Source organism: Delftia sp. SD018, from assembly GCF_017355445.1.
In the GTDB taxonomy this organism is placed as follows: Bacteria; Pseudomonadota; Gammaproteobacteria; order Burkholderiales; family Burkholderiaceae_C; genus Comamonas; species Comamonas acidovorans.
This window is the reverse complement of record NZ_JADDRN010000001.1, coordinates 262,848-283,071: the sequence shown is the minus strand read 5'-3', so window position 1 is coordinate 283,071 and position 20,224 is coordinate 262,848. Positions and strand designations below refer to the sequence as shown.

Here is a 20,224-nt window from a genome sequence, read left to right as displayed (position 1 = left end):
CCGGCAGGCGCCTCACTGCAGCCGCAAGCCGTCCGCCGCACGGTCCTGGGCCAGCTTGCGGTACAGCGTCTGGCGGCTGATGCCCAGCATGCGCGCGGCCTGGGTGACATTGCCCCGGCAGTTCTCCAGCGCCTGCCGCACGGCCGAGCGCGAGAGTTCATCCAGGCTCTGCGGCGCAGCGTCGAGCCGGGGGCCGCTGCGGGCGGTCTGCACCAGCTCGGCCTGGAAGTCGTCGGGCAGGTGCTGCCATTGCAGGCAGTCCTCATGGGGATCGAGCATGGCGCAGGCCGTTCTCAGCACGCTGGCGCACTGGCGCAGATTGCCGGGCCAGCCATGGCCGGCCAGCTGCGCCAGCAGGGCAGGCGCCATGCGCAGCGGGCGCGCGGGTTCGATGTCGGCCAGCATGCGCGCGGCCAGCGCCTCGAAGTCGCCGCGCTCGCGCAGCGGAGGCAGCTCCACGGCCAGGCCGTTGATGCGGTAGTACAGGTCGGCACGAAAGCGCCCCTGGTCGGCATCCTCGCGCAGCCTGCGGTTGGAGGCGCTGACCAGCGCGAAATCGACCGCAACGGGCGTGCCACCGCCCAGCGGCACCACCTGCCGCTCCTGCAGCACGCGCAGCAGCCGGGTCTGCAGCGACAGCGGCATGTCGCCGATCTCGTCCAGGAACAGCGTGCCGCCGTGCGCCTGGCGCAGCAGGCCCGCCTGTCCTTCGCGCCGCCCGCCCGTGAAGGCGCCCTGGCGGTAGCCGAACAGCTCGGCCTCGATCAGCGACTCGGGCATGGCCGCGCAGTTGATGGCCACGAAGGGGCCGTCGCGGCGTGGCCCGCTGTCGTGGGCCGCGCGCGCAAACCATTCCTTGCCCACGCCGGACTCGCCCTGGATGAGCAGCGCAATGGGCTTGCCCAGCACGCGCCGGGCCTTGTCGGCCGCCGTGCGCCAGCGCGCATCGCCCGTGTCCAGCCGCGCCAGCGCATCGCGCGCCGGCTGCTGCGGCGCCTGTTGCTGTTTCTGTTGCTGTTGTTCTGCAACCCGCTCCACGACCGAGGACCGGACCGTGCGCCGGTCCGGCACCAGCTGGCCGAACAGCGCCGTGCCGTCATGGCGCCGCAGCGGCTGGGCCGCATCGGGCTGGCGGTGCTGGCGTGACAGCAGCTCCTCCAGGCCCGCGTCCAGCACCTGCTCCAGCGACACGCTGCCCAGTTGCGCGCGCGACAGGCGCAGCAGGGCCAGCGCGGCGCGGTTGGCGCCCACCAGCCATCCGTCCGCGGAGATCAGCGCAATGCCTTCGGCCACCGTGCCAATGCCTTCGGGCCGCGCGTGCAGGTGCAGGCGGATGTGGCGCTGGCCGTCGCAGGCCATGAGGCGGTTTTCGATCATGCGGGCCGCCGTGCCGACCAGGCCCAGCGTGTGCGGGCTGCCCCGGCCATGTTCGCTGGAGATGTCCAGGATGCCCAGCAACTGGCCCGTGCCCGACAGGATGGGCGCCGCCGCGCAGGTGAGAAAGCCGTTGCGCTCCAGGAAATGCTCGCCGCCCTGGATTTCGATGGAGTCCATCTCGGCCAGTGCCGTGCCGATGGCATTGGTGCCGCGCTGCGCCTCATGCCAGGACGCGCCGCTGGCCAGGGCCACGCGCTCGGCCTTGCCCAGAAAGAAAGGGTCGCCGCAGGTATCCACCAGGGTGCCGCAGGGGCCGGCCAGCACCACCACGCTCTGGCTGCCGCGCACCTGCTCGGACAGGTACTCCATGACGGGCCGTGAATGCGCCAGCAGCGCATGGTGGCGGCTGCGCAGCACGCCCAGCGCGTGCTGCTCCAGGTTGTCGGCGGCGCCCAGGCGCCCGGTGGGACGCAGTCCCTGCTCGATGCAGCGCTGCCACGAGCGCGCCAGGCGCTCGTCCACCAGGCCGCTGGGGCACAGGCCTGACTCCATCAGGCTGTGACGGGCCTGGCGCAAGGCCACAAGGGAGGCTCTCGATTGCATGCTGTCTCCTGCTCGGGCGTCATTGCGCCGCGTTGCAGACCAGTATGCGGGGCCGGCGGGCACCGGGCAAGCCAAGTGGCAGGCCAGGCGCCCGACTGTTCCATTTCTGGACAGTTGTCCTGTTGCGCAACGTCACGGCACAGGGCGAACGCGCACGGGAATACCCGCAGCAGCCACGTCCCGCATGCCTTTGCGGGCACCTGCCCTGCGGCCTGCAGGCTGGCACGGCTTTTGAATCATGTCTGCCGTCCGGCCATGGCCGGATATGCCGATCCACACCCGATCACAACAGACCCATAAGCATCCTCAGGAGACAAGCAGCATGACCGTCTACGCAGCACCCGGCGCCGCTGGCGCCAAGATCGCCTATAAGGCCCGCTACGACAACTTCATCGGCGGCAGGTTCGTACCTCCGGTCAAGGAGCAGTACTTCGACGTGGTCACCCCCATCAGCGGCAAGGTCTACACCCGCGCCGCGCGCTCCACGGCCGAAGACATCGAGCTGGCGCTGGACGCCGCCCATGCCGCCAGCGACGCCTGGGGCCGCACCAGCGCGGCCGAGCGTGCGAACGTCCTGCTGAAGATCGCCGACCGCATCGAGGCCAACCTGGAGCTGCTCGCCTATGCCGAGACCGTGGACAACGGCAAGGCCATCCGCGAGACGCTGAATGCCGACATCCCGCTGACCGTGGACCATTTCCGCTATTTCGCGGGCTGCGTGCGCGCCCAGGAAGGCGCGCTCAGCCATATCGACGAGACCACTGTGGCCTATCACATCCAGGAGCCGCTGGGCGTGGTGGGCCAGATCATTCCCTGGAACTTCCCCATCCTCATGGCGGCCTGGAAGCTGGCGCCCGCGCTGGGTGCGGGCAATTGCGTGGTGCTCAAGCCGGCCGAGTCCACGCCCATCAGCATCCTGATCCTGGCCGAGCTCATTGCCGACCTGCTGCCGCCCGGCGTGCTCAACATCGTCAACGGCTTCGGCCGCGAGGCCGGCATGCCGCTGGCCACCAGCAAGCGCATCGCCAAGATCGCCTTCACAGGCTCCACCTCCACGGGCCGCGTGATCGCCCAGGCCGCGGCCAACAACCTGATCCCGGCCACGCTGGAGCTGGGCGGCAAGTCGCCCAACATCTTCTTCGCCGATGTGATGGACAAGGACGATGCCTTCCTCGACAAGGCCGTCGAAGGGCTGGTGCTGTTCGCCTTCAACCAGGGCGAGGTCTGCACCTGCCCCAGCCGCGCGCTGATCCACGAAAGCATCTACGACCGCTTCATGGAGCGCGTGCTACAGCGCGTGGCCGCCATCCGGCATGCCAACCCGCTGGACACCGACAGCATGATGGGCGCGCAGGCGTCCAAGGAGCAGCTCACCAAGATCCTGTCGTACCTGGACCTGGGCAAGCAGGAGGGCGCCGAGGTGCTGGCCGGCGGTGGCCAGGCCCATCTGGGCGGTGACCTGGAAGGCGGCTACTACGTGCAGCCCACGCTGTTCAAGGGCCACAACAAGATGCGCATCTTCCAGGAGGAAATCTTCGGCCCCGTGCTGGCCGTGACCACCTTCAAGGACGAGGCCGAGGCCCTGGCCATCGCCAACGACACGCTCTACGGCCTGGGCGCGGGCGTGTGGAGCCGCAACGGCAACGTGGCCTACCGCATGGGCCGCGCCATCAAGGCCGGGCGCGTGTGGACCAACTGCTACCACGCCTACCCGGCGCACGCGGCCTTCGGCGGCTACAAGGAATCGGGCATCGGCCGCGAGACCCACAAGATGATGCTGGACCACTACCAGCAGACCAAGAACCTGCTGGTCAGCTACAGCGAGAACAAGCTGGGCTTCTTCTGAAGTTCTTCCCAGGTGAATGCGGCCGGCGGCGCACAGCGCGGCCGGCCGCCCAGGAAAGGGCCAACCCATGGTTGACAAAGTGACTGCCACAGGCGCCGCGCTGGCGCTGATCGCCGACCTGCAGGCCCAGCACGGGCCGGTGTTCTTCCACCAGTCCGGGGGCTGCTGCGACAACAGCGCCGCCAACTGCTACCTGCCCGGCGAGCTGACGATAGGCGCCCAGGACGTGCTGCTGGGCCAGGTGGGCGGCGCGCCCTTCTACATTGGCAAGTCCCAGTACGAATACTGGAAGCACACCCAGCTCATCCTGGACGTGATCGAGGGCCAAGGCGGCACCTTCTCACTGGAGGGCAGCACGGGCAAGGCCTTCCACACACGCTCCAGGCTGTTCACGGACGAGGAATACGCCGAGATCCTGGCCAGCGAGGGCAACGGCCCCTGACAGGGGCCGCGCGGCGGGCTACTTTCCGGTCAGCCGCTTGACCGCGGCCTCGGTCTGGCGCACATGCTCGTCCGGGTCCGAGCCGATGTGCACGAAGCGGACCTTGCCGTCCTGGCCGATCACGTAGGAGATGCGGTCGGCGCGCTGGGGGTCGGCGGCGGCCGAGGCGTCGTAGGCGCGGATGGTCTGCGCCTGCGGGTCCGATGCCACGGCGAACTGGTCGCGGCAGGCCTCGGTGGAAAAGCGCTTGAGCGTATCGATGTCGTCATGCGACATGCCCACCACCGTGGCGCCCATGGCCGCGAAACGCGGCGTGGCCTCGGCAAAGGCGTGGGCTTCCATGGTGCAGCCCTGGGTGAAGGCCTTGGGGAAGAAATACAGCACCACCGGCCCCTTCCTGAGCGTGGCGGCCATGTCGAAATCAAAGGCCTTGCCCGCCACCGCAGCCGGCGTGGTGAAGCGCGGCGCGCTGTCGCCCACCTTGAGCGCGGCCTGGGCCAGCGGCGACAGCAGCAGCGCCGCCAGCAGGGGAGCGGCGGCACGCGCGCAGCGGCGGCCCAGGGATGCGCGTGGGTGGGTGGAATCGCCGCAGCGGATATCGGACATGCATGGCCTCCTGAGCCTGGAACGGGATGCTCCATTGTGGCCAATCGGCCAAAGCCCTGGGCGCGTGTGCCGTGCATCAGCGCCCTGCTTCGCCGGGCCTGATCCTGAACCAGATCGAGTACATGGCGGGCAGGAAGACCAGCGTGAGCACCGTGCCGGCGAGCGTGCCGCCGATCAGCGTATAGGCCAGCGTTCCCCAGAACACCGATTGGGTCAGCGGGATGAAGGCCAGGATCGCCGCCAGCGCGGTCAGGATCACGGGCCGGGCGCGCTGGACAGTGGCCTCCACCACCGCCTGGAACGGCGCAAGCCCCTCCCGCTCGTTGTGCTGGATCTGCCCGATCAGGATCAGCGTGTTGCGCATCAGGATGCCCGACAGCGCGATCAGCCCCACCAGTGCATTGATGCCGAAGGGCTGCTGAAAGACGATGAGCGTCGGCACCACGCCGATCAATCCCAGGGGGCTGGTCAGGAACACCATGACCATGGCCGATATCGACCGCACCTGCAAGATGATGATGATCAGCGTGATGGCGATCATGATCGGGAACAGGGGCAGCATGGCCGTCATGGCCTTGCCGGATTCCTCGATGGAGCCGGCCTCGTCGATGCGGTAGCCCGCAGGCAACGCCTTCCTGATGGGCTCCAGCTGCCGGGTGATGGCCGCCGAGACATCGGGCGGCTGCAGGCTGTCATCGATGTCACCGCGGACCGTGATGGTGGGCATGCGGTCGCGGCGGCGCATGACGGGCTCCTCCATCTGCACGGTGACCTCGCCCAGCTGCGACAGCGGTATGCGCTGGCCAGTGGCGTTGGTGAGCGTGAAGTCGCCGACCCTCGCCACATCGTGGCGGGTGCCGCCCGCAGAACGCGCCATCACCTGCACGGTGCGGATGTCCTCGCGCACGGTGGTCACGGGCACGCCGCTGAGCAGGAACTGCAGCTGCTGCGCGACTGCCGTGGAGGTCAGGCCCATGGCCTGCAGCCGGTCCTGGTCCAGGGTGAAGCGCATGACGGGGGTGCGCACGCCCCAGTCGGAGTTCACGGTCCGCATCATCGGGCTGTCGTGCAGCACCTGGTGCACCTGGCCGGCAATGTCGCGCAGCCGCTGCGGGTCGGGGCCGGAGACGCGATACGCCACGGGGAACGGGGAGTACGGCCCGAACACGATCTGCGATGCGCGCACCTGCGCCTGCGGAGCCAGTCCCTGGGCGATGGCCTCGCGCAGCCGCAGCTTGAGCGCGTCGCGCTGCGCCTGGTTGGCGGTGCGCACGACGATCTTGGCGAACGACGGGTCGGGCAGCTCAGGGGAGATGGCCAGAAAAAAGCGCGGTGCGCCCTGGCCGATATAGGCGGTCACGATCTCCGATTCGGGCTGCTGCAGCAGCCAGGCTTCCACCGTGCGGGTGGTCTCGCTCGTCTGGCCGATGGAGGTGCCGTAGGGCATCTGCACCTCGACCATCACCTCGGGCCGGTCGGAGATGGGAAAGAACTGCTTCTTCACGATGGACATGCCCAGCACGGAAGCCACCATGAGCCCGCCCACGACTGCGGCCACCATGCCCTTGCGGGCGATCACCTTGCCCAGCACGCGCCGCAGGCGCTCGTAGCGGGGCGTGCCATACATCACCGCATGTCCGCCTTCGACCTTCTTGAGAGGGGGCAGCATCTTCACGCCCAGATAGGGCGTGAACACCACGGCCACCACCCAGGACGCGATGAGCGCGATGCCGACGATCCAGAACATGTTGCTGGTGTACTCGCCTGCAGCGGAGCGGGCGAACCCGTTGGGCATGAAGCCCACCGCCGTCACCAGCGTTCCGGACAGCATGGGCGCCGCGGTATGGCTCCAGGCGTAGGCGGACGCGGCCACGCGGTCGTAGCCCTCCTCCATCTTCACCACCATCATCTCGATGGCGATGATGGCGTCGTCCACCAGCAGGCCCAGCGCAAGGATCAGCGAGCCGAGCGTGATGCGGTCGAAATTCTTTCCCGTGGCGGCCATGATGATGAACACGGCCGCCAGCGTCAGCGGCACGGCCGCAGCCACCACCACGCCAACGCGCCAGCCCATGCTGGCGAAGCACACCACCAGCACGACCAGCAGCGCGGCCAGGAACTTGAGCATGAACTCATCGACGGAGGCGCTGATGTTCACGGCCTGGTCCGTCACCTTGCTCAGGCCCATGCCCAGCGGCATGTCTGCGTTGATGGCGCCCACCTCCCGGTCCAGCGCCTTGCCCAGGTCCAGCCCGTTCCAGCCGTCGCGCATGACGACGCCCAGCAGCAAGGCCGGCTCCGCGCCGTTGCGGATGATGAAGGTCGAGGGATCTTCGTAGCCACGCTGGACGGTGGCGATGTCGGACAGCTTGACCGTGCGGCCCTGGGCCACGATGGGCGTGTCGCGGATCTTCTGCAGCGCGTCGAACGCCCCGTCGATGCGGATGAACACCTGGGGTCCCTGGGTCTCCACCGACCCGGCAGGCGTGAGTGCGTTCTGGTTGTTCAATGCCGCGAAGACGTCCTGCGGACCGATGCCCAGCGTGGCCAGGCGCTCGTGCGAGAACTCCACGTAGATCCGCTCGGACTGCTCGCCGACGATGTTGACCTTCTTGACGCCCGGCACATGCAAAAGACGCTGGCGCAAGGCTTCGGCATCGCGCACCAGCGCCCTGGGCTCCTCGCCGCGCGCCTTGAGGGCGTAGATCGCAAAGGTCACGTCGGCGTACTCGTCGTTCACCATCGGGCCGATCACGCCCGCCGGCAGGTTGCGGGCCTCGTCACCGAGCTTCTTGCGTGCCTGGTAGAACTCCTCCTGCACCTCGCCGGGGGGCGTGGAGTCGAGCAGGGTCAGCGTGGTGAAGGCCAGCCCCGGCCTGACGAAGGTTTCGGTGCGGTCATACCAGCGCAGCTCCTGCAGGCGCTTTTCCAGCTTCTCTGCCACCTGGTCCTGCATTTCCTGCGGGGTGGCGCCAGGCCAGGCCGTGATGATGGTCATGACCTTGACGGTGAAGGCCGGATCCTCCGCCCGGCCCAGCTTCAGGAAGGCAAAGACACCCGTCAGCGAAATCAGCAGGATCAGGAACAGCGTGATGGAGCGCTCACGGACGGCAAGCGCCGATAGGTTGAAACGGCCTTCACTCACGGGACGCTCCCGTGGACACGGAGGACGCCGTGGACGTTGTTGCCGTTGAAGGCGCCGGCGCCTCACTGTCCAGCCGCACCTGCGCGCCCTCGCTCAGCAAATGCGCGCCGAGCGCGACGATCCGCTCCCCCAGGCCGAGCGCACCCACCACCTGGGCATTGCCGTCCTGCACCTGAACCACGGTGACGGGCTGGCGCCTGACCTGATCGCCCTGCACCACCCAGACAGCGGCGCCCTTGCCCTCATTGAGGATGGCGCCGATGGGGACCTGCAGGGTTGACTTGCCGGCCGTCGCTGTCGATGTCGATGTCCCGCCAATCCTGAGCGTGACCGTGCTGCCCAGCGGGGCGCTGGCCGCCGCGCCGGCGTCCAGCACATAGCGGGCCTCAAAGGTGCGGGTGGCCCGGTCGGCCACATCGGACAGCTGGCGCAGTCTGGCGGGGATGACCACATCCTCCCTGCCGAACAGGCGGGCCTGGGCCGCCGAGCCCAGCGCCGGGCGCAGTGTTTCAGGCAACTGGACGACCGCTTCGCGCCTGCCGGCATGGGCGAGGCGCACGACCACCTGGCCGGCACTGACGACCTGGCCAGGCTCGGCAAGTGTTTCCATCACGATGCCATCGGCATCGGCCAGCAGTTCGGCGTAGCGGCTGGCGTTCAGCGCTGCAGCGGCCTGCGCTTCGGCCGACCTGAGCTGGGCGCGGGCGGAATCCGCGGCCGCCTTGATCTGTTCATGGGCCAAGGCCGAAACGGCACCCGTTCCCTGCAGGTCACGGTAGCGCTGCTCCTCGTCGCTGGCCTGCTGAGCCCGTGCCCTGGCGGCTGCGACGGCCTCCTGCTGGGCATGGGCGGCCAGCTTCAGGTCCACCGGGTCGAGGCGCAGCAATGCCTGGCCCCGCCTGACCGTCTGGCCTGTATCCACCAGGCGCTCGAGCACCTTGCCGGCCACGCGAAATCCAAGATCGCCCTGCACCCTGGCCGCGATGGTGCCGGTGAAAACGCGCTCGGAAGCATTGCCTGGCGCTACCAGGGTGGTACGAACGAGGGGTGGCTGGGTGCGCGGATCCGGCGGCGTGCTTTTGCCGCAGGCAGCGAGTGCAAGTGACAGTGCGCCGACAGCGGCGATGGACAGATGGCGGTGCCGAAGCATGAGGGGTCCCGATCAATGAGCAGGACCCGATTCTGTGATTAGTGACCATTTATGTCAATGGTCACAACTGCGGATTTTAGGGCGACAGGCTTCTCAGCACCAATCCGGCCAGTTGTGCCGGCGCCTCGTCCGCATGGTCGAGGCTGTGCTGCAGCATCACCGGGTTCAGATAGGGGAGCATGACCAGGAAGATGGCACGCCCGGTTTCATCCAGTGGCGTCTTGCGCTCGAAGTCGCCCCGCTGGCGCCCGGCATCGAGTATCTGCAGCAGCAGCTGATGCATGCGTTCCTCATAGGCCTGCGCTGCCTGCCAGCGCTCGGCCGACGCCGAAATGGCGATCTCGTACAGCTTGCGGTCTTCGGAGAAAAGCCGCAGCGTGACAGCGACGATCGCCTTGAACAGGCGCCGCAGCTGCTCGGGAGGCGCATCCGTGCTGGCGACGGCCTGGCGGATCTCCGCCTCCATCTCCATCAGGCAGTTGGAACAGATCATCTCGCCGATGACCTGCTTGGACTCGAAGAACTTGTAGATGTAGGCCTTGGAAAAGCCGATGGCCTTGGCAAGGTCGGACACCGTGGTTTTCTCGTAGCCGTAGCGGCTGAAATGCTCTTTCGCCGCAGTCACGATCTGTTGCCGGACATCGTGTTCGACCGGGCCGCGCGCAGAGGTCGGATAGACGTTGGTGGTGCTCATGCGGCCTAGCTTACTCCATCAAAAAAATACTATGCAAGTGACTATTTTGGAATATAGTCACAGCGTCACCACGCTTCTGACTGTTGAACATGCCGCGTCTTGCCGCCCCCGTCTTTCTGATGCTCGCCAGCCTCTGTGCAGGGTGTGCGGTAGGCCCTGACTACCAGCCGCCCGCCCCGGCCCTGCCCCAGGCCTACATGGGCAGCCGCGTTCTGGGTGAGACCAAGCCGCCCTCGCCGGCCTCCTCCACGGACCTTGCAGCCTGGTGGGCAGCCTTTGGCGATCCGCAGATGGCGCGCCTCGTCACGGCGGCACTGCAGCAAAACCTGGATGTTGCCCAGGCCGCTGGCCGCGTGCTTCAGGCACGCGCCGGGCTGGATGCGGCGGCAGCTGCGTTGCTGCCGTCGGCCCAGATCTCGGCGCAAACGGCCAGGAGCTATCAGTCGGTCGAGACTCCGCTGGGCCGGGTGCTCGACTCCATGCCGGGGTTCGATCGCTACGGCAGCGCCCAGGAGGCCAACCTCGGAGCCAGCTGGGAGCTTGATCTCTTCGGCGGCCTGCGCAGGGCCAGGCAGGCCTCCCTGGCCGAGTACCAGGCATCGGAAGCCGGCGCCACTGCCGTGCGGCTCGCGGTGGCCGCCCAGACTGCGGACACCTATATCCAGATTCGCGGCCTGCAGTCGCGGCTGGCAGTGGCACGCTCGCAAGTGCAAACCCAGCAGCAACTGCGCTCCATCGTCGAACTCCGGTTTGGCAAAGGCCTGGCATCAGAGCTTCAATTGCGCCAGGTCGAGGGGGCACTTGCGCGGGCGCAAGCAACCATCCCACCGCTGGAAAATGCGCTCGAAGCCGCGCTCAACGCCATGGACGTGATGCTGGCCACGGCACCCGGCACGCACCGGGCCGAGCTGGCCGATCCCCGCCCGGTCCCCGTGCTGCCAACCCTTTCCCTGGCGGAGGCGCCCGGCGATCTGCTGCGGCGACGCCCGGACCTCATCGCGGCGGAGCGGCGCCTGGCAGCGTCGAACGCACGCATCGGCGTGGCGATCGCCGAGTACTACCCGAAGCTGTCGATCAGCGGCCTGATCGGCAGCGCCACCTCCATCTCCGCAGGCAATCTCTTCAGCGCCGGCGCGTCGCAGGCCAGCGTTGTGGGCGGCCTGCGCTGGCGGCTGTTCGACTTCGGTCGCATCAACGCCCAGATCCACCAGGCGCAGGCACAGGAGGCGGAAAGCCTTGCCGCCTACCGGCAGTCGGTACTGCGCGCCACGGAAGAAGTGGAGAACGCCCTGGTCTCGCTGGACAGGCGGCAGGAGCTGATGGCCGTGCTCGCCAGGGGCGCGGATGCGCTCACGCGGGCCCGGCAGGCCGCAGGCGCCGCCTACGACAGGGGCGTGGTCAGCCTGATCGAGGTGCTGCAGGCGGATGAAAGCCTGCTGGGCGTGCTCGATGCACAGGCGCTGGCCCGGACGGAGTCGGCGCGATCAACGGTCGCGATCTTCAAGGCGCTGGGCGGCGGCTGGACGCCGGAGCCTTCCAGGGCATTGGCAGCCGCCAGCCACGGTCTGCCCGCCAGCGTTGCCCCCTGAACCCGCCACTTCCCGAAAGGAGCCCCCTTTCCACACAGCAAAGAAACCGAACACCCCTGCGGCCCAGGCGACCTGTCCAAGCAGGCGGCCGAAGCCATGGCCCGGCTCCACCCACTCCATCTGTCAAACCATGTCAAACACAACCCCCTCCCCCACCGTTGCTGCAGCCGCACGCCTCCTGAAGCCGGCGCTTGCGGCCATCGCCTTCTCGACCTGCTTCGCAGCCTATTCGCAGCCGCAAGACGCCTCGGCAGCCACATCGGACGCTGCGCTTTCCCGCGCCGAAGTCATCGCCGATCTCGCACTCTGGCGCCGCGCCGGATTGGACCGCCATGCGGAGATATCGATCTCCTACGGAGTCGAAACGCAGGAATATCGGGCTGCATACCAGGAGTACCTGCGCCTTCGCAACAGCGAGGCGTTTCAGGCGGAGGTCCGCAAGGCGCTGAGTCGGTAAGGCGGAGCTCATCCTCGCCCAGGCCACCGCGGCAGCGGCTGGCTGCCTGGGGACGTGGCCCGGGGCTTTGCCTACAGGCCCAGGTCGGACAGCCCGGGGTGGTCATCGGGGCGACGCCCCAGCGGCCAGTGGAACTTGCGCTCCGACTCCTGGATGGGCATGTCGTTGATGCATGCGAAGCGCCGGCGCATGAGACCGTCGGCCTCGAACTCCCAGTTCTCGTTGCCGTACGACCGGAACCAGTTCCCGGCATCGTCGTGCCACTCATAGGCGTAGCGGACTGCGATCCGGTTTTCCGCGTACAGCCAAAGCTCCTTGATCAGTCGGTAGTCAAGTTCCTTCTTCCACTTCCTCTCAAGAAGGGCCTGGGCCTCGGCGCGGCTGTTGGCGAACTCCGCCCGGTTGCGCCATTTCGTGTCGAGGGTATAGGCTATCGCGACCTTGGCCGCATCGCGTGTGTTCCATCCATCCTCGGCCAGACGGACCTTTTGGACGGCGCTTGCGAGCGAGAACGGGGGCAGGGGTGGGCGAGTTTCCATGATGTGACCTTTTGAAGAGATGTAGAACGATCTGTCTACATGCGCCACTCTAACGGAGGTGGAACGATCTGTCTACAATGTCTTCATGAAAACTTCCGAGCCATCCTTCGAGTCATTGCCGCCCCGCGAGCGCATCCTGGTGGCAGCCCATGGCCTCTTCTACGCAGAGGGCATCCGGGCCACGGGTGTGGACCGGATCATCGAGCGGTCGTCGGTCAGCAAAGTCACCTTCTACCGCCAGTACGCCAGCAAGGACGACCTGATCCGGGCGTACCTCGACTACCGCCATGAACGGTGGATTTCCTGGTTCCAGGCCAGCCTGGCGCAGGCGACCGCGACGGGCTCGTCCGCGTTGGATGCCCTGTCCGCCACCCTCAGGAGCTGGTTCGGCCAGCCCGACTTTCGGGGCTGCGCCTTTCTCAACGCCGCTGCCGAACTGGGCTCGTCCGACCCTGAGATCCTGGCAACGGTCCGGCGGCACAAGCAGGAAATGTCGTCCGTGCTGGATCGCCTGTTCGATGGCCATCCCGTGTCCGTGGGCGCTGCGCTCACCCTGGTGGCGGACGGCGCCATCGTCCATGCGCAGATGGGTCAGCCGATCGATGAAGTCATGGAGAACTTCAAGGCAGCGGCAGCGGGGGTTGTGAATCGGCCCCTGCCCTTGCGCTAGTGCCGCACCGGGTGTGCCGTCTTGCGGCACATCGACCCTACCTCTTGAATCCTGGCCGAATTGCCTTATTATTAGCACTCGTTGGGCATGAGTGCTAACAGTCCTCTGTCCCACATTGCTTCGAATGCCGGCCCGCCGGGCCGGCAAGTCTTTGTTTCAACTTTGTTGATGATTTAGGAGTTGGTATGAACCTGCGTCCCCTGCACGATCGCGTGATCGTGAAGCGCCTCGAGAACGAAACCAAGACGGCTTCGGGCATCGTGATCCCCGAGAATGCCGCCGAGAAGCCCGACCAGGGCGAAGTGCTGGCAGTGGGCCCCGGCAAGAAGAACGACAAGGGCGAAGTGATCGCTCTGAACGTGAAGGTCGGTGACCGCGTTCTGTTCGGCAAGTACAGCGGCCAGACCGTCAAGGTCCATGGCGACGAACTGCTGGTGATGAAGGAAGACGACCTGTTCGCAGTCGTCGAAAAGTAATCCGCGCTTCGAAACCGCACTTTCCAACTGAATCCGGAGAATTGAAATGGCAGCAAAAGACGTAGTTTTCGGCGGCGAAGCACGCGCCCGCATGGTTGAAGGCGTGAACATCCTGGCCAACGCGGTCAAGGTCACCCTGGGCCCCAAGGGCCGCAACGTGGTGCTGGAGCGCTCCTTCGGCGCCCCCACCGTGACCAAGGACGGTGTCTCGGTCGCCAAGGAAATCGAACTCAAGGACAAGCTGCAGAACATGGGCGCCCAGCTCGTGAAGGAAGTGGCCTCCAAGACCAACGACATCGCCGGTGATGGCACGACCACCGCCACCGTGCTGGCACAGGCCATCGTCCGCGAAGGCACCAAGTACGTGGCCGCCGGCCTGAACCCCATGGACCTCAAGCGCGGCATCGACAAGGCTGTCGCCGCCCTGGTGGAAGAGCTGAAGAAGCAATCCAAGGCCACCACCACCTCCAAGGAAATCGCCCAGGTCGGCTCGATCTCCGCCAACTCCGACGAATCCGTGGGCAGCATCATTGCCGAAGCCATGGACAAGGTCGGCAAGGAAGGCGTGATCACCGTTGAAGAAGGCAAGTCGCTGGCCAACGAACTCGACGTCGTCGAGGGCATGCAGTTCGACCGCGGCTACCTGTCGCCCTACTTCATCAACAACCCTGAAAAGCAGGTTGCCCTGCTGGACAACCCCTTCGTGCTGCTGTTCGACAAGAAGATCAGCAACATCCGTGACCTGCTGCCCACGCTGGAAGCCGTGGCCAAGGCCGGCCGTCCCCTGCTGATCATTGCAGAAGACGTCGAAGGCGAAGCCCTGGCAACGCTGGTGGTCAACACCATCCGCGGCATCCTGAAGGTTGTGGCTGTCAAGGCTCCTGGCTTCGGCGACCGCCGCAAGGCCATGCTGGAAGACATCGCCATCCTGACGGGCGGCAAGGTCATCGCTGAAGAAGTGGGCCTGGCGCTGGACAAGGTGACCCTGGAAGACCTGGGCCAGGCAGTGCGCATCGAAATCGGCAAGGAAAACACCACCATCATTGACGGTGCTGGCCAAGCTGCTGAAATCGAAGCCCGCGTCAAGCAGATCCGCATCCAGATCGAAGAAGCCACCAGCGACTACGACCGCGAAAAGCTGCAAGAGCGCGTGGCCAAGCTGGCTGGCGGCGTTGCCGTGATCAAGGTTGGCGCTGCCACCGAAGTCGAGATGAAGGAAAAGAAGGCCCGCGTTGAAGACGCCCTGCACGCTACCCGCGCTGCTGTGGAAGAAGGCATCGTGGCCGGCGGCGGCGTGGCTCTGCTGCGTGCCAAGCAAGCCGTGGGCGACCTGAAGACCGGCGATGCCGAGCAAGACGCCGGCATCAAGCTGATCATGAAGGCCATCGAAGCGCCCCTGCGCGAAATCGTGGCCAACGCCGGTGGCGAGCCCTCGGTGGTGGTCAACGCCGTGCTGAACGGCTCGGGCAACTACGGCTTCAACGCTGCCAACGACACCTACGGCGACATGCTGGAAATGGGTATCCTGGACCCGACCAAGGTGACGCGTACAGCCCTGCAGAACGCCGCTTCCGTGGCATCGCTGCTGCTGACGACCGAAGCCATGATCGCCGAGTCTCCCAAGGCTGAAGGCGGCCCTGCCATGCCCGACATGGGCGGCATGGGTGGCATGGGCGGCATGGGCATGTAATTGCCCGCCGCAACCGGGCAGGCCTTGCGCCATGCCCGGTTTGCCCAGCAAGACAAAGGCCGCCCTCGGGCGGCCTTTGTCATTGCATGAACGCTTTTGCCGATGTCTTTCAGGACACGGCCTGGCCCCAGGCCCGGCCCAGGCGTGCCACGGCCTCGGTGATCTGGGGCACGGTGGGCGCCGCATACGACAGGCGCATGCACAGGCCGGCCTTGTCTGCCGCATCGGCCGGGAAGAAGGCCTTGCCCGGCACATAGAGCACGCCCTGCTCCACCGCTGCCGTGAACAGCGCACGGGCCAGGGCCTGGGAGTCGCCCGCAAGCCGCTGCGGCGGCAGCAGCTGGGCCCAGACGAACATGCCCCCCGCAGGCCGCACGAAGCGGATCTGATCGCCCAGCGCCGACTGCATGCCAGAGCACAGCGCATCCATGCGCGCCGCGTACTCGGCGCAGGCCTGGGCCAGCTGGGGCGCATAGCGGCCCGAGCGCAGATAGTGCGCGGCGATCATCTGCGCCAGCGGCGAGGTGCACAGATCGGCCGTCTGCTTGGCGATGGTGCAGCGGCGCAGCAGTTGGGCGTCGGCCAGCATCCAGCCGATGCGCAGCGCAGGCGCCACGGTCTTGGACAGGCTGGACAGGTAAACCACGGGATTGGCCTGGGCGCCGCACAGCGCCAGGCCCGTTTCGTAGATCGACGGTTCGCGCTGGCCGGTAAAGCGCAGCTCGCCATAGGGGTCGTCCTCGACGATGACAAAGCCATGCTGGCGCGCCAGCTCCACCAGGGCCGTGCGCCGCGCCGCGGGCAGCAGGGTGCCGCCCGGGTTGGAGAAGTTGGGCACGGTATAGAGCAGCTTGGGGGCACGCGCATGGGGCCACTGCGCCAGCAGGCGGGCCAGGGCCTCGGTGTCCAGGCCCTGCTCGTCCGTGGGCACGGCAACGACCTGTGCCTGGGCCAGCTTCAGGGTCTGCAGCGTGGCCGGGTAGGCGGGCACCTCGACCAGCACCGGATCGCCGGGCTCCACCAGCACCTTGACCAGCAGGTCGAAGGCCTGCTGCGAGCCCGTGGTCACGATCATGTCGGCCGGCGTGCAGGCAATGCCGCGCGTGGCGCACAGCGCGGCCAGGGCTTCGCGCAGCGCAAGCTGGCCTTCGCTGGCGCCGTACTGCAGGCTGGTGGCGGCATCCTGCTGCAGCGCGGCCATGGCGGCCTGCTGCAAACCTTCGGCATCGAACAGGCTGGGCGATGGATAGCCTCCGGCCAGCGAGAGCATGCCGGGACGGCTCAGGTAGGGAAACAGCTCGCGGATCGGCGAGCCTTCGGGCTGTGCGAACAGCGGGTTGAACAGATGGGCGGTGGGCGACGACGCGCCCTGGTCTGCGGTGCTCATGAAGGCCTCCGGCAAATGGCAAAAACAAAGGGGCGCACGCGCAGGCCTGGCGCCTGTGCATGCGCCCCGGGGAAGGGGATCAACGGTGGCCGGGCTCAGCCCGGGTCGGCGCCTATGCGGCGACCTTGGTGGCCTGGCCGCGCAGCGCGCTGCGCAGCTGGTCGATGGATCGCTGCTGGGCCTGCTCGTACAGCGCGATCTCGTCATGCACGCGGGCACCCAGGTCGGCCTCGAAGGCCTGCTGGGCCGCATGGGCCGCGTACTGCTTTTGCTCTTCGCCGCCCAGGTTGGACTGGAAGATGCCGGCCGCGCTCACGGGCAGGAAGTCTTCGTAGACGATGGGCTCGGCCTGGGCCAGGCCGCGGGCGATCAGGGCGTCCAGGTCCGAGGCGGCGGCCGCTGCGGCCTCGCCTGCGGCCAGGGCGGCTCCCTCGTCGCTCAGCGTGAAGCGGTAGAAGGCCAGGTCTTGACAGCGCAGCTGCTCATGGGTGTCGGGGAAAGCCTCGAAGACCTGGGCCAGGCGGCTGCCGTAGTCGGGTGCGGCACTGCCTGCGCTGCCCATGTCGCGCACCTGGGCCAGCAGCTGGTCGTAGAGCGCGCGGCCCTTGCGCGTGAGCGCCACGCCGCGCTGCTCGATCTCGCCGAAGCGCGCCGTGTGCGAGCCCGCGCCCGTGGCATCGCCCGCAAAACGCACGGTCTCCTTGAGCGCCTTGAAGCTGGTCTGGCGCAGCAGGATGGGGCAGGCGCGGCGCGGCGGGCCTTCGACCACGTCCTTGGCGTCCATGCCGCGCTCGGGCATGGCGGCCTGGGCGGCATCGATGTCCAGCGTGCGCGGTGTCAGGTGGTTGATGTGCGGGCCCTTGAAGCAGACCACGTCGGCGATCAGGCGGTGGGCCTTGTGCAGCGCGTCGTAGGTGGTGCCGTCCACGGTGGACTCGCTGTGCCAGCGGAAGGTCTCCAGCGCCTCGCCGACGAATTCATCGGCCTCGGCATCGGTGAGGCCGCCGTTGGCTTCGGCCTGGGCGATCAGCGCCAGCGCGCGTTCGGTGAAGATGCTGCGTTGCGCCAGGATGGCGCCCGCCTGGGCGCGCAGCGCCTCGTCGGCAATCAGGTCCAGGCGCAGCAGCGAGGTGAAGACGCGGAAAGGGTTGGCCAGCAGCGCCGCATCGCCCACGGGACGGAAGGCCGTGGAGTGCACGGGCACGCCGGCCACCGACAGGTCGTAGTAGCCCACGGGCTCCATGCCCATGATGGCGAACAGGCGGCGCAGCATGGACAGCTCGGCCGCCGTGCCCACGCGGATGGCGCCGTGGCGCTCCACGCCCAGGCGGGCCAGCTCGCCACTGCGCTGCATCCGGGCCAGCAGCGCGGGCTCGGCCTGCAGCGTGCGCTGGTTGATGTCGGCCACGAGTTCGATCAGCGTGCCGTACTGGGGCACTTCATCGCGGTACATCTCGGACATGGCGCTGGAAAACCGTGCGCGGATCTCGTCGGAGGGCACGAAGGTGTGGGCAGGCGTAGAGGACATGGTGCTCGTGGGGACTGAAGTTGGAGCCACAGGGCAGCCCTGCGGCGGGGTGGATTCCTGGCACGCATGCTAGGTCTGCGCCTTGAGCCTGGTCAAACGATAATCAGGCCCATAGGTCATTCCCAAACAGAATGCCCCTCCCACGATTGCCCCACCGCCCTCTGCCATGCTGCTGTCCCGCCGTTTCCTGCCCCCCATGTCCCTGCTGTGCGCCTTCGAGGCGGCGGCCCGGCACCAGAGCTTCACGGCAGCTGCGGCCGAGCTGCACCTGACGCAAAGCGCCGTCAGCCGCCAGATCCGCGCGCTGGAGGAGCGGCTGGAGGCGGAGCTCTTTGTGCGCGAGCGCCAGACCGTGCGGCTCAGTCCGGCCGGCCAGGCCTATGCCCAGGAGATACGCGGCGCGCTGATGCGCATCTCCACCGCCACGCTGGGCTTTCGGGCCAACCCGCGCGGCGGCAGCCTGAACCTGGCCATCCTGCCCACCTTCGGCACGCGCTGGCTGGCGCCGCGCCTGCCGCAGTTCTTCAGCGCCCACCCGGGCATCACCATCAACCTGACGACGCGGCTGTCCCAGTTCGACTTCCAGCTCGAAGCCGTGGACGCCGCCATCCATTTCGGCCTGCCGCACTGGCCGGGCGCCGAGCTGGCCTTTCTGATGAGCGAGACCGTGGTGCCTGCCTGCAGCCCCGCCCTGCTGGCCCAGCATGGCTTTGCCCAGCCCCAGGACCTGCTGCAGGCGCCGCTGCTGCACCTGGCATCGCGCCCCGATGCCTGGCAGCGCTGGCTGTCCGTGCACCATGCGCCCATGGCCGAGGGCCAGGGCATGCTGTTCGACCAGTTCGCCACCGCCGCCCAGGCCGCCATCGCCGGCGTGGGCGTGGCCTTGCTGCCACGCTTTCTGATCGAGCGGGAACTGGCCCAGGGCGATCTGGTGCGTGCCCTGCCCCATCTGCCCGAGATGGAAAGCGCCGAGCGCTACTACCTGGCCTGGCCCACGAGCCGCGGCAACTACCCGCCGCTGCAAAGCCTGCGCGAGTGGCTGCAGCAGGCGGCCCAGGATTTCATGCGGGACGGCCCGCAGCCCTGACGCCCGCAGCGCCTGCCACCAGCGCCTGCAGCGCGGCCACCGGCAGTTGCCCGGCCAGGCCGATGGCCACGATGGCGGGCACCTGCTGCTGCGCGGGCGCGGGCGCTGATGCGGCACGCAGCCGGCCGCTGCGCCCGGCAAACTGAAGCTCGCTCCAATGGCCCGCCCCGGTCTGCACCACGCCCTTGAGCCGCAGCACGCCAGCCGGCATGGCCTGCAGCCACGCCTGCAGGGCCGTCTCGGACAGCACCCCGGGCGGCTGGCAGGACCAGGTCTCGAACTGCCGGCCATGCATGGGGCGCGCAGTGCCGGCACCCCATGAAACCTCCCGCACGCCACGCAGCAGGGCTGCGCCGCTGAGCAGCTCCACGGGCACCCGGGCTTCGTGCACATCGCAGCGTTGCGCGGCTGGCGCGTGGCTGGCTATCCAGCCGTGCACGCGCTCCAGGGTCCGGGCATCGGCCAGATCGGTCTTGTTGACGATGACCAGATCGGCCCGGGCCACCTGGCGCTGCAGCGTGTCGGCCAGCAGCGGATCGGCCGCCTGCCCGGGCAGGGCAGCGGCATCGATAACCACGATGACGCCGTCCAGCGCCAGTGCGGGATCGGCCAGGCCCAATTGGGCAATGCGCCAGGGGTCGGAGACGCCGCTGGCCTCGACCACCACGGCGTCGAAGCGCTCGCGCTGCTGCAGCACGCCGATCAGGGCCATGGACAGGTCATCGCCGATCTGGCAGCACACGCAGCCATTGGTCAGCGCGATGGTGTCGCCGCTGTGGGCCTTGATCAGGCCTGCATCGATGTTGAGCGCACCGAAGTCGTTGACCAGCACCGCCAGCCGCTGGCCATCCGCATGGCGCAGCCAGTGGTTGAGCAGCGTGGTCTTGCCGGCGCCCAGGAAGCCGCCGATAACCGTGAACGGCAACCGCTGCCCCATG

The 20,224-nt window shown here is 67.7% G+C and carries 17 protein-coding genes; 8 read left to right on the top strand and 9 right to left on the bottom strand.

The features are described from left to right. Window positions 1-12 precede the first annotated feature (12 nt). Complete coding sequence (locus INR38_RS01275) at window positions 13-1,980, bottom strand: sigma-54-dependent Fis family transcriptional regulator (protein ID WP_207441628.1); 1,968 nt, start codon at window positions 1,978-1,980, stop codon at window positions 13-15. A gap of 322 nt (window positions 1,981-2,302) precedes the next feature. Here INR38_RS01275 and INR38_RS01270 point away from each other — a divergent pair, with 322 nt between their 5' ends. After that, window positions 2,303-3,826 (top strand): aldehyde dehydrogenase family protein, encoded by a 1,524-nt coding sequence (locus tag INR38_RS01270; RefSeq protein ID WP_012207447.1) that lies wholly within the window; start codon window positions 2,303-2,305, stop codon window positions 3,824-3,826. 67 nt (window positions 3,827-3,893) lie between these two features. Further along, window positions 3,894-4,268 (top strand): DUF779 domain-containing protein, encoded by a 375-nt coding sequence (locus INR38_RS01265; RefSeq protein WP_207441626.1) that lies wholly within the window; start codon window positions 3,894-3,896, stop codon window positions 4,266-4,268. An 18-nt stretch (window positions 4,269-4,286) separates the two neighbouring features. Here the strand turns inward: INR38_RS01265 and INR38_RS01260 are convergent, their stop codons facing one another. From INR38_RS01260 to INR38_RS01245, 4 genes are all read right to left on the bottom strand, one after another. Next, window positions 4,287-4,874, bottom strand: a complete 588-nt coding sequence (locus tag INR38_RS01260; RefSeq protein WP_198819539.1) for a peroxiredoxin — start codon at window positions 4,872-4,874, stop codon at window positions 4,287-4,289. Between the two features lie 76 nt (window positions 4,875-4,950). Beyond that, the gene (locus tag INR38_RS01255) at window positions 4,951-8,019 is read right to left on the bottom strand and encodes an efflux RND transporter permease subunit (protein WP_207441624.1); all 3,069 of its coding nucleotides are present in this window, start codon (window positions 8,017-8,019) and stop codon (window positions 4,951-4,953) included. Next, window positions 8,012-9,169 (bottom strand): efflux RND transporter periplasmic adaptor subunit, encoded by a 1,158-nt coding sequence (locus tag INR38_RS01250; protein WP_207441622.1) that lies wholly within the window; start codon window positions 9,167-9,169, stop codon window positions 8,012-8,014. The genes INR38_RS01255 and INR38_RS01250 overlap by 8 nt, the downstream gene beginning before the upstream one ends. 76 nt (window positions 9,170-9,245) lie before the next feature. Beyond that, entirely contained in the window at window positions 9,246-9,863 is a 618-nt protein-coding gene (locus tag INR38_RS01245; RefSeq protein ID WP_012207452.1) for a TetR/AcrR family transcriptional regulator, read from the bottom strand. Between the two features lie 89 nt (window positions 9,864-9,952). On the opposite strand from INR38_RS01245, the gene INR38_RS01240 reads away from it, so the two are divergent. Both INR38_RS01240 and INR38_RS01235 read left to right on the top strand, forming a co-directional pair. Beyond that, window positions 9,953-11,452 (top strand): efflux transporter outer membrane subunit, encoded by a 1,500-nt coding sequence (locus INR38_RS01240; RefSeq protein WP_207441620.1) that lies wholly within the window; start codon window positions 9,953-9,955, stop codon window positions 11,450-11,452. A 130-nt stretch (window positions 11,453-11,582) separates the two neighbouring features. Beyond that, complete coding sequence (locus INR38_RS01235; RefSeq protein WP_207441619.1) at window positions 11,583-11,909, top strand: DUF4148 domain-containing protein; 327 nt, start codon at window positions 11,583-11,585, stop codon at window positions 11,907-11,909. 71 nt (window positions 11,910-11,980) lie between these two features. Here INR38_RS01235 and INR38_RS01230 read toward each other — a convergent pair whose 3' ends face one another. Further along, on the bottom strand, window positions 11,981-12,448 hold the full coding sequence (locus INR38_RS01230; RefSeq protein ID WP_207441618.1) for a DUF1348 family protein: 468 nt from the start codon (window positions 12,446-12,448) through the stop codon (window positions 11,981-11,983). An 85-nt stretch (window positions 12,449-12,533) separates the two neighbouring features. Between INR38_RS01230 and INR38_RS01225 the strand changes: the two genes are divergently transcribed. The 3 genes from INR38_RS01225 (at window position 12,534) to groL (ending at window position 15,284) form a co-directional block, all read left to right on the top strand. Further along, the gene (locus INR38_RS01225; protein ID WP_207441617.1) at window positions 12,534-13,118 is read left to right on the top strand and encodes a TetR/AcrR family transcriptional regulator; all 585 of its coding nucleotides are present in this window, start codon (window positions 12,534-12,536) and stop codon (window positions 13,116-13,118) included. A 185-nt stretch (window positions 13,119-13,303) separates the two neighbouring features. After that, window positions 13,304-13,594 carry a co-chaperone GroES gene (locus INR38_RS01220; RefSeq protein ID WP_012207457.1) on the top strand — a complete coding sequence of 97 codons (291 nt, stop codon included), beginning with the start codon at window positions 13,304-13,306 and terminating at the stop codon, window positions 13,592-13,594. Window positions 13,595-13,640: 46 nt separating this feature from the next. After that, window positions 13,641-15,284 carry a chaperonin GroEL gene (gene groL, locus INR38_RS01215; RefSeq protein ID WP_013800679.1) on the top strand — a complete coding sequence of 548 codons (1,644 nt, stop codon included), beginning with the start codon at window positions 13,641-13,643 and terminating at the stop codon, window positions 15,282-15,284. Between the two features lie 109 nt (window positions 15,285-15,393). Here the strand turns inward: groL and INR38_RS01210 are convergent, their stop codons facing one another. After that, entirely contained in the window at window positions 15,394-16,671 is a 1,278-nt protein-coding gene (locus INR38_RS01210) for a PLP-dependent aminotransferase family protein (RefSeq protein WP_207441615.1), read from the bottom strand. Between the two features lie 112 nt (window positions 16,672-16,783). Continuing rightward, window positions 16,784-18,199: a VOC family protein gene (locus INR38_RS01205; protein ID WP_207441613.1), complete on the bottom strand. Its 1,416-nt coding sequence runs from the start codon at window positions 18,197-18,199 to the stop codon at window positions 16,784-16,786. A 166-nt stretch (window positions 18,200-18,365) separates the two neighbouring features. Here INR38_RS01205 and INR38_RS01200 point away from each other — a divergent pair, with 166 nt between their 5' ends. After that, window positions 18,366-19,286 carry a LysR family transcriptional regulator gene (locus INR38_RS01200; RefSeq protein ID WP_012207461.1) on the top strand — a complete coding sequence of 307 codons (921 nt, stop codon included), beginning with the start codon at window positions 18,366-18,368 and terminating at the stop codon, window positions 19,284-19,286. Here INR38_RS01200 and INR38_RS01195 read toward each other — a convergent pair. Beyond that, window positions 19,261-20,223 carry a CobW family GTP-binding protein gene (locus INR38_RS01195; RefSeq protein WP_207441611.1) on the bottom strand — a complete coding sequence of 321 codons (963 nt, stop codon included), beginning with the start codon at window positions 20,221-20,223 and terminating at the stop codon, window positions 19,261-19,263. The genes INR38_RS01200 and INR38_RS01195 overlap by 26 nt on opposite strands. Window position 20,224 lies beyond the last annotated feature (1 nt).